This window comes from Actinomadura verrucosospora, assembly GCF_039540335.1.
GTDB classification, from domain to species: Bacteria; Actinomycetota; Actinomycetes; order Streptosporangiales; family Streptosporangiaceae; genus Spirillospora; species Spirillospora verrucosospora.
The window spans coordinates 56,710-70,572 of record NZ_BAABEV010000021.1 but is presented as its reverse complement, the minus strand read 5'-3'; the positions used below and the strand labels follow the sequence as shown (position 1 = coordinate 70,572).

Genomic DNA, 13,863 nt, shown 5'->3' with positions numbered 1-13,863 from the left:
TGACAAGGATCACTTGCGGTTCTAGGGTTCGGATGTACAGCCAAACGAATCCAAACAGGAGTTGTCATGCCGATCGTTCGGGACCCGATCGAGCCGAGGCTGTCGATCTATCATTTCCTGGCCTTCTATCTGCGGTTTCTTCGCGAGAAGGCTGGCCTGTCTCTCACTCAGGTCGGAAAGATCATCGGGGTGGCCAGGTCGTCTGTTTGCAATATGGAGGCAGGTCGGCAGCGCCCCCAGGAAGATCATGTAGCCAAGCTGGATGAGTACTACGGAACTGGGAAACTTTTGCAGCTCTTGCTATGGTTTGCCCGTTTGGCGCATGACCCGAACTGGTTCCGGCAGTACTCCGAGTACGAGAAGCAGGCTTCGGCCATCAGGGCCTATCACGGTCAAGCGGTACCCCTTGCGCTCCAGACCGAGGAATACACGCGCGCCCTCGTGGAGGCCGGGTCCACGAGAGACGTCGAAGGCGAGATGGTCGAGCGTGCGCAGCGCAAGGCCGCCATCCTTGATCGGGAAGACTTTCCGGACCTCTGGGTGATCATGGACGAGGGTGTGATGGCTCGCCTCGTCGGGGGCAGGGCGGTCATGGCGGAGCAGCTTCGCCACCTGTTGAAGATGGCTGATGAGTCCCATGTCAGCCTGCGGATCGTTCCTTTCGCTTCGGGCGCGACCGTTGGCGTGGACGGATCGTTGCAGATCATGCGCTTGGAGACCCGTGATGTCGCCTACGCGGGTGCCCAGGGCGGAGGCCGCCTGATCGAATCGCCGAGCGACGTTCGTCAGATGGGGGATAAATTTGAGCGTATCGGCGTGAAGGCCCTCTCGGAGGATGGCTCGCGCGAGATCGTCAAGAAATACTTGGAGATGTACGCATGATCGTCCAGTGGCGAAAAAGCACGCACAGCGGCGGCGTTGACGACAAGGCTTGTGTTGAGCTGGGACGACTTGCGCCAGGGGTGGGGATCGGAGTGCGGGACAGCAAGGACCCGGGCGGGGGACACCTCACGCTCTCCAGCGTCCAGTTCGCCAGTCTGATTGAGCAGATCAAGCAGATCAAACAGGACTCGGCCCGCTGACCAGTCTCGCGTGTAAGCGGCGAGAACGGGGAGCCTGGCAGTGCCAGGCTCCCCGTCGAACGAGGCCCGAGGGTACCGGGCTTCGCAGGTGGGTCAGTTGGCGGCGCGGACGGCGCGGACGGTACCGACCACGCCTCCCGCGGCCATGCCGCTGATGGTGGTGAGAACGATCCCGAGGTTGCTGGAGAGTGCGCCTGCTCCGAGGGACCCGGTGATGGGGACGACGACGCCGCCGGAGGCGGCGACGACGACGCATACGACGCAGCCCGCGACGGCCGCGATGACGATGCCGGCGGAGATCCGGATGAAGAGCTTCCGTCCGCCGGGGGTCTCAGGGCCGTCGTAGGTGCTGAGGAAGACGCCGCCGACGGCGCCGATGATGCCGACGACGACGCTGACGATGGCCTTGAGGGCGAGGTAGTCGAAGTCGCCGGACTCGAAGGGGTCGGCCCCGGTGCGGTGGTGGTCGGCGAGGAAGACGGCGAAGTTCAGCCCCTCGATGACGCCTCCCAGGATCGCTCCGGCGAGGGCGCCCACTGCGTTCGAGACCAACTGAGGCTTGTTCATGGTGTTGCCCCCTGTTTGGGTCGGGGTGCGCGTGCCTGGCACGTGCACCAAGGTCGTTTGTTGAGCGTTCGTGGCTTGGCCACGGTTCTGGGACCTACCGTACCGAGCACGGCCCTGAGCGCCGATCGAGCCGTGGCTCCGGCGGTGCGGACCGATCGCGGATCAGACGAAGACCGCGCGGATGTCGCCGCCGAAGTAGCCACTGCCCGCGTAGGCCCAGGAGATCGCGGGAGCGTCCACGACGGGGCCGCCGATGGTGGTGCAGTGTCCCGGGCCGCACGCCGTGCCGACGACGTAGTAGCGGCCCGCGTCGCAGTTGACGCCGATGCGCTTGCCGTCCGAGGACCGGTACGTCGAGCAGACGATCCTCTTGCCGGCCTGCCCGACGGCCTGGACGGCCGGGGCGGCGTGGGCGGGAAGAGCGGTCAGGGTGGTCAGCCCCGCGAAGGAGGCCGCCGCGGCCGCGAGTGCGGCCACAGCGAGTCGCGTGCTCGCGATCATGGCATGTCCTTTGTCGGAGTCCGGATGGCGTCAGTCGTCCGGGGCTCGCCCGGGTCCAGTGCGCGGGCACGTCGGACGACAGCGCCATCACTTAAAGTTCCTGCTCGAATACGTAGAGTAATTGATGTCGAGCGGGACGGACATCCGGGTAAACGCGTACAAGCAGGGGTGCGGAGTCGCTGACCGCGATGCCTGTCGATCGCGGTCAGGCTCGTGCCAGGACCAGCAGCTTGCCCGAGGGCGGCTCGTCGGAGGCAGGGATGTCCGAGTCCGGCGTCAACGCGATGAGCCCGTTCAGGGCACTTGAGAGATGGCTTGCGAGCTCCTCGTCCGCTCTCTCTTCTTCGTTGGCGATAAGTGCGCCCAGAAGCGAGGTGACCGCCAACACCACGCTGCTTCTCGTGCTGGGGCGGGTCCGTTCCCAGAGAGGCGCGGCAAGTCGCATCGCGTTGCCGATCAGGTCCGTGGCCCCTTTCGCGTCGATCGTGTTCGCGCGGTGCAGGGCGTCCTTCAGGACCACTTCCGGGTCACGGGCGGGCGGGTAGGTGGCTGAGGAAGGCAGTTCGTCGCGGATGAACGAGGCCATCGTCCATCCGATCCTGCGCCTCGGAGACTCTCCCGTGTGCCGGGGCCCGGGTGTCGCGAACGCGTTTCGCAGTGAGAGGCACGCCCGAGCCGTGCTCGCCACGACGTCCATCCCCTTCGTTCCCAGCTCGTTGGCGAAGATGAGACGCGCCAGGATCAGGTCTTTCACGAGCTCTTCCGCAGCGAAGTCAGGCGCGCGGAGACCAGGCTCGCCGTCCTTGAACTCGGCAAGGAAAAGGGCGTGGTCGCGGGCGCGGTCCAGGGCCTGGTGGAGCTCGTTCGCGAGGGCCGGGACCGATCCGTCGTCGGTGTCGAGATCGTGCAGGGCTTCCGCCGAACCGGCAAGTCGGTGAAGGACGCGGAGGACGTGGAGGACGTGATCGATGCCCGTGTCCCGCGAGTTGGCGCCGCCGCCGACCATGGTGGAGTTCCCGATGGGGACGAGGGGACCGGAACTACGGAAACTCTCGGCGTGGAGCCGCTGGATGCGCGTGGCGATCTCCTCTGCGATGTCACGCACGCGGCGGCTGGTAGAGCGTCGCCTGACGGCGTCCGCGAGCTTGCGCGCGGCGGCCATGGCGCGGTCGAGATCGTCTATCAGGGCCACGTCGAGGCCGCCGAGCGCGAGGGCGGGGGTGAATGGGTGGACGGAGCGGCTTCTGAGGGCGAGGGCATCAAGGGAGGGGTGGTCCCGGACGATGTCGTGGGACTGCTGGTGAACGACCTCGAAGAGAGTGCCGGCCAGAGAGGCGAGAACGGTCCCGTTGTGGAAGGACAACCATCGGTGACCGGAGGCGAGATCGCGGCCGAGTTCCCGGCCGAGCGCGGTGGCGTGGCCGAGAGCGCGGTCGCGGAGGCCGGCGATGGCACGCTGATCGACTTGGTCGGGAAGAGCGTCGAAGCCGAGGTCGGCGGCGCGCTCGCTGAGGCGGCCGCGGGCGGCGTCGATGACGCGCTCGCTGGCGAAGGTGAGATCGAAGGCCAGGTCGAGCGCCTCCAGCAACCGGTCTTCGGCCCGGCTGGGGTCGCGGGGGCGCGCGAAGGCCAGCAGGTCGGGGAGGACGGCCGGCGCCGCGGGCGTGAGAAGCCGGAAGAGGAGGTGGGTCTGCTCGATGATGAGGGCCGGGTAGGAGTCGATCTGCTTCCGGGTGGGCCAGTGCGGAGCTGCATCCGGTGGGGAGGAGATGAGATGGATCTGGCCGTTGGGGCGGGCCCAGTCCTGGTCCGCGGCGTAGAGGACCGCCCCGGCGCCGCCGGTGGCCCCGGGGTAGAGGTCGCGGTCGAGGGCCTGGCGCGCCTCGGCCGGCGTGGGCAGGCGGTAGGCGGTGCCGTCGCCGAACAGGCCGTTGAGCCAGGTGAGGAAGGCCTTGATGTCCTTCGTCCAAAGATCGCCGGACGCGTTGTCCGGCGCGTGACGGTCCTCGGTGCGGGCGGCGAAGCGTCTCCAGAGGTCGTCCGGGACGGGATGGGCGCAGAGCCGGGTGCCGTCCTCCAGAACATGGGCGTCCTGGAGGGCCCGGGCCGCGGTGACTCCGTCCAGCAGCCGGATCTCCTCGGGGTCGCGGTTCTCCGACCGCAGCAGCCGGTCGAGTCGCGCGCGTAGGGCGGGGTCGAGTTCGCGGGCCTCCTCCGCGCACGCATAGGCGAGGTTGAGCGCTGGGACCGTCCGATCGGCCAGGCACGCCTCGACGACGGGACTGGCGTCGGCACGGGCGGCCCAGAGGAGCGTCACCTCCCGCCACCAGGGATTGCCGACATTGTCCATGAGGAGTTCACGCCGGGACGCGTGCGCGGGCACGCGCATGGAGGCGAGGTACTCCTGCAAGGTGAGGTGCGCGAAACCGTAGCGGCCGTACTGGTGCTCCAGCAGTAGGCCGCTGCGTTTGACATGGAGCAGGAAGGCAGCGGGTGTGACGTCCGGCGCGGTCCGCGCCATCACGGCCTGGACGGCGCGCTCGGCCTCTTCGGCCTCGATGTCGCGCAGCTCGCGCCGCATCATGTACCAGGCCAGTTCCTGGACGATGCGCTCCTTCTTGTCCCCGCTCAGCCCGTCCACGTCGCAGTCGGGGAGCCTCTTGGCCTCCTGGCGGCGGTGGAGGAGTACCTGGCACACCTCCTCGTAGAGCGCGACGCGGCTGCCGGGGAGGCTGCCGCGGTACCGGTGCACGTTCGCGATCATGGTGAGCAGCAGCGGGTTGGCGGCCAGGTCGGCGAGCACGGGACGGCCGCTGATCCGCCGGAACAGGTCGTCGGCCGCCAGCGCCGCGATCCGGTCGATCTCCTCCGGATCGCCGTGCCGCGCGCGCCGCTCGATGGCCCGGTACCAGGCGTGCAGGAAGTCGCGGATCTGCTGGTTGGTGAACCGCTGCACCTGGAGGACGTCGGCGCGCGACAGCCGGGCGGCGTCGTACCCGAGCGGACGGGAGGTGACCACGAAGGCGTTGGCCGGGTAGCGGCTGATCTGGTCCTCCACCCACCGCACCACGCGGCCGCGGTCCCCGGTGTCGGCCACCTCGTCCAGGCCGTCCAGCAGGACCGCGCACCGGCCTTGCCGCAGCCGCTCGTCCAGCCACTCGGCCGAGACGGCGCCGTCCAGCCAAGGCGCGGTCACCGCGACCTGTGCGAGCCCCTCGGGCTCTCCGTCCGCGATGGCCTCGGCGTGGTCGCGCAGATAGAGCAGCACCGGGAGCAGCCCGTGGCGCCGGCGCCACGGCTCCCGCCGCTCCGCCATCTCCAGGGCGGTGTAGCGGGCCAGTGTCGTCTTCCCGGACCCTGCGGCGCCGAGGACCGCGAGCACCCGCCCCGGCGTGAGGAAGGACGCCAGCGACGCGCGCCGCCCGGCCTCCGTGGAGGAGACGGAGCCGATGCCGGTGTCCGTGACCGTGTCGGCCACCGGCCTCGGCCGCAGCATCACGTCGACGTAGACCTGGCGGGTCCGCAGCACGTACTCGGCCTGGGTGACCAGCCCTATCGTCTCCATCTGGTCGACCGCCGAACGCATCCGCCGCAGATACCCGCGTCGTGACCGTCTCCTCCGCCCTCTCGAAGGGGGAGGAGAAGCGGTCGTTTCCTGGGAGGGCGCGGCCGCTTGCGGGGCGACCTCGACCAGCGCGCCTAAGACCGTGGCCACCAGCGCCAAGTATCCCCAACTCCAGCTCAGCTTGTTGTCGTTGAGGACTTGGTTGATCGCCACGCCTATCACGACCGTCAGCGACGCCCCGAGCAGAACGTGCCCCGCGTATCTCAGCCTGCGCACAGCAGTAAGCCCCCCAGCCGCTCGACGTCAAGCCCGGCAACACCACTCAACTGTGCTGTACCGCAATTCGCCGGACGAGTCGCGGAACCGGCCGCTGTCGGTCGCCGTCGGCGCGTCAGGTGAGCAGGTCCTCGGGGCTGGTGGCGGTCGGGAAACCGGTGCTGGCGCCCCACATCTCGGCGAAGCGGCCGTTCTCGAAGCGGAAGATCTCGAACAGTTCGGGGCGCGCGGCGCCATCGGGGAGGGCGAGGCCCTCGACGGCCGAACGGACGGCGGCCCTGTCGCCGTCGACCAGGATGTCCTGGGCGACGACCCGGATGCCGGGGAAGCGGGCGGCGAGCACACGCCAGGCCGCCGTGCCCGCCTCGATCCCGGCGCCGAGGGGGTGGCTGAAGAAGTCGGGCGTGTGCAGAGCGGCGGCCTCGTCGAACCGCCGGCTGTTGAAGCATTCCTGCATCCGTCGCACCAGGGCGCCGGCGTCCTCGCGGATGGTCATCGGTGCGGTCTCCTCGTGGCCGGTACGTGACGAGCGGCGCGGAGCTAAACGGTGCGCCGCCCCGGTTAGCCCCCACGATATCCGGTGCGGCGCCCCGGTTGTGCTTCGCCGCGATGGGGCCGGTGGCAAAAGCGTAACCTGTAGGTTACGCTTTCACCGTGGACGACGTGGTGAGAGCGATCGCGGACCCGGTGCGCCGGGAGATCCTGGTCATGCTGCGCGGTGAGCGGCTCACGGCAGGGCAGATCGCCGGACACTTCGAGATCAGCAGGCCGGCGGTGAGCCGTCACCTGCGCGTGCTCCGGGAAAGCGGTCTCGTACGGGACGAACTCGTCGGCAGGGAACGGCTCTACGAGATCGATCCTGCGCAGCTGACCCCGCTCTCCGCGTGGCTCGCCCAGTTCGTCCAACCCCACGGCTGGACGCACCGCTTCGACGCGCTGGAGACCGAGGTCCATCGGACCCGCCGAGAACGCCGCGTCTCCAGCACCTCCGACGAGAAGAAGGAGAACACCGCATGAATCCCCGACCCACCGGCAGGCTGGTTCGCGGCGCGACGGGAAGTGATCTCGTCCTGACCCGGTCGTTCCGGGCATCCGTCGAGGACGTCTGGGCCAGCGTCACCGAGCCCGAGCGCACGGCGCGCTGGTTCGGCCCATGGAAGGGCGACGCCGCGCCGGGCCGGACGATCCAGGTTCAGATGGCGTTCGAAGACCAGGCGCCGTGGTGCGACATGCGCATCGAGGCATGCGAGCCTCCGCGGCGCCTGGCCCTCTCGGCGACGGACGAGTTCGGTACCTGGCGCATCGAGCTGCTGCTGTCCGAAGAGGACGGCTCGACCCAGCTGCGGTTCGTGGAGCATCTCGACAAGGAGGAGCAGATCGGGGAGAACGGTCCGGGCTGGGAGTACTACCTGGACAGGCTCGTGGCCGCGCGCGACGGCTCCCCCGAGCCGGACTTCGACGCCTACTATCCCGCCATGAAGCCGTACTTCATCGACCAGATCAAGCAGGACCCCGCCCGCTGACCGGCGGCCCTCCCGAGCGTTCGGCCGGGACGGAAGAAGACGGTACGGGGGGCCTGGCAGGCCAGGCCCCCCGGTGAGCGAGACCTGGTGGGTGCCAGGTCCGCGGGTGAGTCAGTCGTCGGTGCGGGCGACACCGGCGACGAGCCCAGCAGCGCAGCTGCAGAGGCTGATGAGGAAGTCGCCGGGAGAGACGAAGCCCTGAGGGCCGACCGGGCCGTGGACGGCGATGCCGATGGCGGCCAGGGCGACGAACCCGATGCAGGCGACGACTCCGACGATCACGGCACCACCGGCGACGCGGAGGACGATCTTCCGCACGCCGGGGCGGGTGAAGGCGCCGAGGGTGCCGATGACGACGCCGAGGGTGCCGATGAGGCCGCAGACGGCGCCGATGCCGGCCCCCTCGATGACGCGGTTGAGAAGGAAGTCGAGGTAGCGGAACGCGAAGGCGTCGATCTCGTGGCGGTGGTGGAGGTCGGCGATGAAGGCGAGGTAGTCCAGGCCGTCGATGAGGCCGCCGACGACCGCACCGGTGACGACGCCCAGGGCGAGCGAGATCAGCAGACGCGCTTTCGTCGAGATCCGCCGGAACGTGTCCCGCGAGATCAGTAAGAACCTGTCCATGTCGGATTCCCTCTTTGGTCGAGGTGCGCGTGCCTGGCACGTGCACCGGGGTTGTTTGTCGATGGCTCGTGGTTCTCCACGGCCGTGGGTCTTACCGTGCCGAGCGCGGCCTTCCCGGCAAACGACTGGTGCGTCCTTTCGCCTCCCCTGAGCCGCGGTCCGGCGGATCGCGGAGGATCCGGTGCGGCGCCCCGGTTAGGCTGGGGGGCGACATGTCCAGACGGCCACCTGACTCCGAGCCCTCGGCGGTCCCGCGGCGCGACCGGGGGCTGCGGGCCGATGCGCGCCGCAACCGCGAGCGGGTCCTGCGGACCGCTCAGCGGCTGTTCGCGACGGAGGGGCTGGGCGTCTCGCTCGACGAGATCGCCCGCCGCGCCGGCGTCGGCCCCGGCACCGTCCACCGGCACTTCCCGGCCAAGGAGGAGCTGTACCTCGCCGTCGCGATCGACATGCTGGAAGGGCTGACGGCGGAGGCGGAGGCGCTCGCCGCCGCCGGCGACCCCGAGGCCGTCTTCACGCTGCTGGCCCGGATGGTGGCCGCGGGGGCCGAGAACGCGGCCGTGAAGAGCGCGCTCGCGGCCGCCGAGTTCGACCTGCGCACCGCCGCCCCGGACGTCGCGGCCGACCTCACCCGCCACGTGGCCGACCTGCTCGGCCGCGCGCACGCGGCCGGAACGGTGCGCGACGACGTCACCGCCGACGAGGTGATGGCCCTGGTCGCCGGCGCCTTCGCCGCGATCCGCCACGCCGGCGCGGAAACCGACCCGGACCGATCAGCTCGCATCGCCCAGCTGATCCTGGACGGCCTGCGCCCCCCGACCCGGTGAACGCCGAGGGGGCCGATAGGGCCCCCGGCTCCGTTGATAGGGCCCTAGGGCCCTGAAGGGGATCGCCTTCTCTTTTCTAGCCTTCGGAAGGCAAAGTGACCCAAGAAAAGGGAGACCCCGGCCGCAGCCCGGCCAGGCGCGGGGCCTGTTACCACGGCACTCCGTTCAGATCGATGAAGAATCGCTCCAGCAAGCGCCTCTGGGTGTACATCGATATGAAGTGCAGAGGCAACCTCTATGAGGTCGTCCGGCCCGGCGCTTCTGTCAAGAAGTTCTACCGGGGCGGGAACAGGTGGAGTTACAAGGTCAAGTGAGCCTCGTCCGGCAGAAGGCCGCCGCCGTGCGCGGTTTTCTGCCGGACGGTTGAACCCCGGGCGAGGTTGGCGCGTCGGTAGGGGGCGTAGATCGACGAAGGGAACAGGATGCTCAATCTGGACGGGTGGAACGCGATCGACGGCGTGCTCAAGGCGCGGTACGGGGACGCGGCGCGGCTGGAGTGGGACGCTCCCATGCCGTACCGGCCCGCCGGGCCGATGCCGATGGGCCGGTTCGTCACCAACACGATCGCGATCTATCCGCGGGACGAGCCCGTTCCGCACTGGCATCTCGTCGGGTACGCGCTGACGGCGCCGTACGAGGAGCGCGGGTACGAGTTCACGTTGCGGGTGCCGCGGCGGCCGGAGGAGACGGAGGCGCCGAACTGGGCGCTGGCGCAGCTGGAGCACCTGGCGTCGTACGTGGTGAGGAGCGGCAACGACTTCCAGGTGGGGCACTACATCGAGTTGCCCGACCCGCTCGACCCCGAGCGCCCGGACTCCGAGGTCCGGGCCGGGGGGCTGGTGCTGGACCCGGAGCTCGGGCGGGCGCGGACGGAGCTGGGGGAGATCACCTTCCTGCAGTTCGTCGGCCTCACCACCGACGAGCTGCACGCGGCGCAGGCGTGGCATGTGGACGGGCTCGTGGAGGCGATGGCCCCGCACCTGCCGATGCTGATCACCGACCTCGGCCGGATGTCGCTGGCGGACCTGCCCGACGTGGCGCGGGCGGTCCGCGAGGGTTCGGCGCGGGAGGGCGCCGGGACGGGGTTCCTGTTCTTCCAGCGGCTGGCCGCCGACACCTCGGACGGGGTCACGCTGGAGCTCGGCGTCCAGCACGTCTCGCAGTTCACCAAGGTGCTGCCGGGGCGGTTGCCGCACGGGAACCCGCTGATCCTGCGCGGTCCGGGGGAGCCCGTCGTGTTCCTCCCGGGGCGGGAGTTCCGCCACTCCCGCACCGGCGAGGCACTGGAGATCACGATGCCGGACGGAGTGGCCCGCGCCGTCGCCGAGGCCCTCCGGCCGCGGCCCGGGACGTACCGGGTCGGGCCCCTGACGGTGAACGTGGTCGACTAGGGCGTCTCCCTCGGACCGGTCGGCGACGGACGCGGTAGGGAGATTTCCCCCGCATGGCGGCCCAAGAATGGCTTTTAGAGTCTTCTCCTCCGCGCCGGAGCCGGGATAGCTTGCGGACATGCCCTGAACTCCAGAGACATGATCCAATGCGCCCACCCTCGGTCGAGGCGGGCATGGGAGGCGGCGGAGATGGCGCCCGTAACGCTTTTCGTGAGAGATTTCGTTCACAACAAGAAATCGTTGTACGCGATCACTGCCGACGGTCGTCTCGCACAGATCTGGGACACCGACAGATGGAACGTCGACTTCCCGCTCGACGGCACGGCCCAGCCGGGCCTGCGCTTCAAAACCGCGCCAGGGGTCATCCCGAGAGAGATCGGGAACAACAAGAAGCTGCTCTACGCCGTGACGGACGACGGGCGGCTCGCGCAGATCTGGGACACCGACAGATGGAATCTCGACTTCCCCGCCGACCTGGCGGGGGAGCCGGGCTTGCGTTTCGACGACGGGACTCCTGCCGCACTGGCCGGGAACGCCGTGGCCGGCAAGAAGATAGTGTGGCTGAGAAGCGACGCCCGGATGGCCCAGGTCGCGGACTCCTCGGCCTGGCGAGTCGGCTTCTTCGGGTTCCCGGCGGGCAATGAACGCTACACGGGAAACCCGGCCTTCTTCGGAGCGCTTTTCGACATCCCCGATCTGGCCGACCTGCCCGCGGCGGGTCTCGTGGGGTTGTACGCCATCACGGCCCATGGGCGGCTGGCGCAGATAACGCGCGGCAACATCGACTTCCCGGCCGAACTCGCCGGCCACCCGGACCTCCGATTCCAGGGAAGTCCAGCCGTTTTCGGAAGGGACGCCGTTCACAACAAGAAGTCGTTGTACGCGATCACCACCGACGGGCGGCTCGCGCAGGTCTGGGACACCGACAGATGGAACCTCGACTTCCCTGTGGAGAAGACGAGCCAGTCGGGTCTGCGTTTCGGGGGCGATCCCGCTGTATTCGGAAGGGACGTCGCCGGCGACAAGAAGTCGATCTATGCGGTGACGTTCGACGAGCGTCTCGTGCAGATCTGGGACACCGACGGCTGGAACGTCGACTTCCCCGCGGAGCGCACGGACCAGCCGGATGTGCGTTTCCGGCAGACCCCCGCCGTCTTCGTGAGGGAGACCGCCGGCGACAAGAAGTCGATCTATGCCGTGACGTCCGAGGGCCGGCTCGCGCAGGTCTGGGACACCGACAGGTGGAACATCGACTTCCCGGCCGAACTCGCCGGCCGGGAAGATCTGCGCTTCCGTGCGGAACGATTCGTTCTGTGACGGCCGGCGGGCGGCTCCCGCAAGGTCCGGGACACCGGCGAAGGGAACGTCGCCCCCGGCGCCGGTGCGGCAGCGAGCGCTAGCCGGGTTCGGCCGTGGTGTGGGGGAGGGCGACCATCGCCATGACGTGCTGCGCCGGGCTGCCCGGAGGGGCGTACAGGAGGAACGGGCGGCCCGGGGAGTCGGTGCGGATCTCGGCCTCGTAGAGGACGGCGACGCCCGCGCTGGACAGGTGCGTGACGCCGGTCAGGTCGACGGTGAGGGGCATGGTGCCGCCGCGGGTGCGCACGACCAGCTCCTCGCGCAACTGCTCGGCGGTGGCGGCGTCGACCGGGCCGTCCAGGCGGATCCGCGGGTTCCCCTCCGAGGGCTGGTCCAGGATCAGCAGCAGGTTCGGCAGGTCCGACAGGTCCGGCGCCGGCGTGACCTCGCCGGGGGTGAGCAGCCGCGCGGGACGGGTCAGCCGGTGCCGGACGGTCGCCGTCGTGCCGCGCGGGCCCGTCTCGACGTGCAGGTCGTCGGCGAAGTCGCTCGCCATGGCCAGGCCGCGTCCGCGGTCCTCGGTGGGCTGCCACGGCTCGCGCCAGTGGCCGTCGTCGGCGACCTCGATCTCGACGCCGCCGCGCCCGGTGCACTCGGCCCGGATCCGGACGGCGCCGGGCGTGCCGTCGTAGGCGTGCTCGACCGCGTTGGTGACGAGCTCGCCGATCGCGTGCCGCAGCAGGATGACGTCCTCGGCGCGGGCCCCGAGGTCGTACAGCCACTCGTCCAGGGCCTTGCGGGCGGCGGGGATCGCCTCCGACTCGGCCGGCAGGTCAAGCAGCAGCGGCGCGTGCGGCGCGGTCCGCTGCGCGGCCAGCAGCGCGATGTCGTCGTCGTGCCCGGACGTCCTGACCAGCAGTTCCAGCGTCTGCGTGGTGAGGCGGTCGACGGCGGCGAGCCAGTCCTCGCGCAGCGCCCGCCCGGCGGCGACGTCCGCGGCGACCTCCGCCAGCTCGACGGTCCCCGCCGCGACCTCCTGGCCCGGCCGCCGCACGATGCCGTCGCTGTAGAGCAGGAGCTGGTCGCCGACGGCGAGGCGGTCCTCGGCGAGCGGGAAGCCGGTCCCGGTGCCGAGCGGTCCGCCGCCGGACGAGCGCAGGTAGCGGGCGGGGCCCGCGGACGGGATCAGCAGCGGCGGCGGATGCCCGGCCGTGCAGTACGTGAGCCGCCCGTCCGCCGGGTCCACGGCGGCGACGCACAGGGTCGCCGCGCGCGCGGCCGGGAGGCGTTCGGCCAGCCGGTCGACGGCGGCGAGCGCCTCGGCGATGTCGCCGGTGAGGTCGAGCCGGTCTTCGAGGACGGCGCGGATCCGCCCCATCGCCGCCGACGCCTCGACGCCGTGCCCGGCCACGTCCCCGACCACGAGGGCCGTCCGGCCGTCCGGCAGGGGGACGGCGTCGAACCAGTCGCCGCCCGCGGCCGAACCGCCGCCCGCGGGCAGGTAGCTGCCGCCGATCTGCAGGCCCGGCAGGATCGGCAGGCCCGCGGGCAGCAGCTGCCGCTGGAGCACCCCGACGACGTCGGCGGGCTCGACCGGGCCCTCCTCGGCGGCCCGGCGCGCCGCCTGCCGCTCCCGCACCCGCTCGGTGACGTCCTGCGCGAACGCCACGAGCCGGACGACCTCCCCGGTCGCGGACTTCTGCGGGACGATCGTGCAGTCGATGTAGACGTCCTCGTCGGGGCCGGTCTCGCGGGGGAGCTGGATCCGCCACTCGCGCGCCGTCACCGTCTCCCCGGTGCGGAACGGACGGTCGAACAGGTCGAACAGCTGCTGGGCGACGAGCTCGGGGAACAGCTCGGAGGTGGAGCGGCCGAGCACCTCGTCCCGCTCCACCAGCGCGCGGTAGGCGGCGTTGACCGCGACCAGGCGGTACTCGCCGGGGCTCTCGACCCCGGCGACGGCGGCCGGGATCGCCTCGAACACCTGGCGGACGGTCCGGGCGTCGCCGGTGAGCCTGTCCATGTCCTCGTCGCGTGCGGACTCTCGCATCAACCCTCCGGATGGTCACCTCCGTGCGTCCCTTTGTTTCCGACTCATCCGGGTTAACACCTTGTGACGCACTCGTTGCGCAAGCATCCGGTACCCGCTTGCGTCGAGGAGATTCATTCATACCCGGGGTGTTCCGCGCCAGGCCCGGCGCGTCCGCC

At 70.1% G+C, this 13,863-nt stretch carries 13 protein-coding genes; 7 read left to right on the top strand and 6 right to left on the bottom strand.

What is annotated here, in order from left to right; translation table 11 throughout:
* Positions 1–66: 66 nt before the first annotated feature.
* Both ABD944_RS22655 and ABD944_RS22650 read left to right on the top strand, forming a co-directional pair.
* A complete protein-coding gene (locus tag ABD944_RS22655) occupies positions 67–882 on the top strand; it encodes a helix-turn-helix domain-containing protein (RefSeq protein ID WP_345179519.1) in 816 nt (271 codons plus the stop codon).
* Positions 879–1,082, top strand: coding sequence for a DUF397 domain-containing protein (locus ABD944_RS22650; protein WP_345179518.1), 204 nt, complete (start codon positions 879–881; stop codon positions 1,080–1,082). Before ABD944_RS22655 ends, ABD944_RS22650 begins: the two co-directional genes overlap by 4 nt.
* Before the next feature lie 93 nt (positions 1,083–1,175).
* Here ABD944_RS22650 and ABD944_RS22645 read toward each other — a convergent pair whose 3' ends face one another.
* The 4 genes from ABD944_RS22645 to ABD944_RS22630 form a co-directional block, all read right to left on the bottom strand.
* Entirely contained in the window at positions 1,176–1,649 is a 474-nt protein-coding gene (locus tag ABD944_RS22645) for a hypothetical protein (RefSeq protein WP_345179517.1), read from the bottom strand.
* A 162-nt stretch (positions 1,650–1,811) separates the two neighbouring features.
* A complete protein-coding gene (locus ABD944_RS22640) occupies positions 1,812–2,150 on the bottom strand; it encodes a hypothetical protein (RefSeq protein ID WP_345179516.1) in 339 nt (112 codons plus the stop codon).
* A gap of 205 nt (positions 2,151–2,355) precedes the next feature.
* Positions 2,356–5,736: an NACHT domain-containing protein gene (locus ABD944_RS22635; RefSeq protein WP_345179513.1), complete on the bottom strand. Its 3,381-nt coding sequence runs from the start codon at positions 5,734–5,736 to the stop codon at positions 2,356–2,358.
* Between the two features lie 370 nt (positions 5,737–6,106).
* Positions 6,107–6,487, bottom strand: a complete 381-nt coding sequence (locus ABD944_RS22630; RefSeq protein WP_345179511.1) for a nuclear transport factor 2 family protein — start codon at positions 6,485–6,487, stop codon at positions 6,107–6,109.
* A 158-nt stretch (positions 6,488–6,645) separates the two neighbouring features.
* Here ABD944_RS22630 and ABD944_RS22625 point away from each other — a divergent pair, with 158 nt between their 5' ends.
* Together ABD944_RS22625 and ABD944_RS22620 are read left to right on the top strand one after the other, a co-directional pair.
* Complete coding sequence (locus ABD944_RS22625) at positions 6,646–7,008, top strand: metalloregulator ArsR/SmtB family transcription factor (RefSeq protein ID WP_345179510.1); 363 nt, start codon at positions 6,646–6,648, stop codon at positions 7,006–7,008.
* Entirely contained in the window at positions 7,005–7,514 is a 510-nt protein-coding gene (locus ABD944_RS22620; protein WP_345179508.1) for an SRPBCC family protein, read from the top strand. The genes ABD944_RS22625 and ABD944_RS22620 overlap by 4 nt, the downstream gene beginning before the upstream one ends.
* A gap of 111 nt (positions 7,515–7,625) precedes the next feature.
* On the opposite strand, the gene ABD944_RS22615 is transcribed toward ABD944_RS22620, so the two are convergent.
* Positions 7,626–8,138, bottom strand: coding sequence for a hypothetical protein (locus ABD944_RS22615; RefSeq protein ID WP_345179506.1), 513 nt, complete (start codon positions 8,136–8,138; stop codon positions 7,626–7,628).
* Between the two features lie 212 nt (positions 8,139–8,350).
* Between ABD944_RS22615 and ABD944_RS22610 the strand changes: the two genes are divergently transcribed.
* From ABD944_RS22610 to ABD944_RS22600, 3 genes are all read left to right on the top strand, one after another.
* Positions 8,351–8,965 carry a TetR/AcrR family transcriptional regulator gene (locus ABD944_RS22610; protein WP_345179505.1) on the top strand — a complete coding sequence of 205 codons (615 nt, stop codon included), beginning with the start codon at positions 8,351–8,353 and terminating at the stop codon, positions 8,963–8,965.
* Between the two features lie 422 nt (positions 8,966–9,387).
* Positions 9,388–10,356, top strand: coding sequence for a suppressor of fused domain protein (locus tag ABD944_RS22605; RefSeq protein WP_345179504.1), 969 nt, complete (start codon positions 9,388–9,390; stop codon positions 10,354–10,356).
* Positions 10,357–10,545: 189 nt separating this feature from the next.
* Positions 10,546–11,673: a hypothetical protein gene (locus tag ABD944_RS22600; protein WP_345179503.1), complete on the top strand. Its 1,128-nt coding sequence runs from the start codon at positions 10,546–10,548 to the stop codon at positions 11,671–11,673.
* Positions 11,674–11,752: 79 nt separating this feature from the next.
* On the opposite strand, the gene ABD944_RS22595 is transcribed toward ABD944_RS22600, so the two are convergent.
* Positions 11,753–13,705 (bottom strand): SpoIIE family protein phosphatase, encoded by a 1,953-nt coding sequence (locus ABD944_RS22595; RefSeq protein WP_345179502.1) that lies wholly within the window; start codon positions 13,703–13,705, stop codon positions 11,753–11,755.
* Between the last annotated feature and the right edge of the window lie 158 nt (positions 13,706–13,863).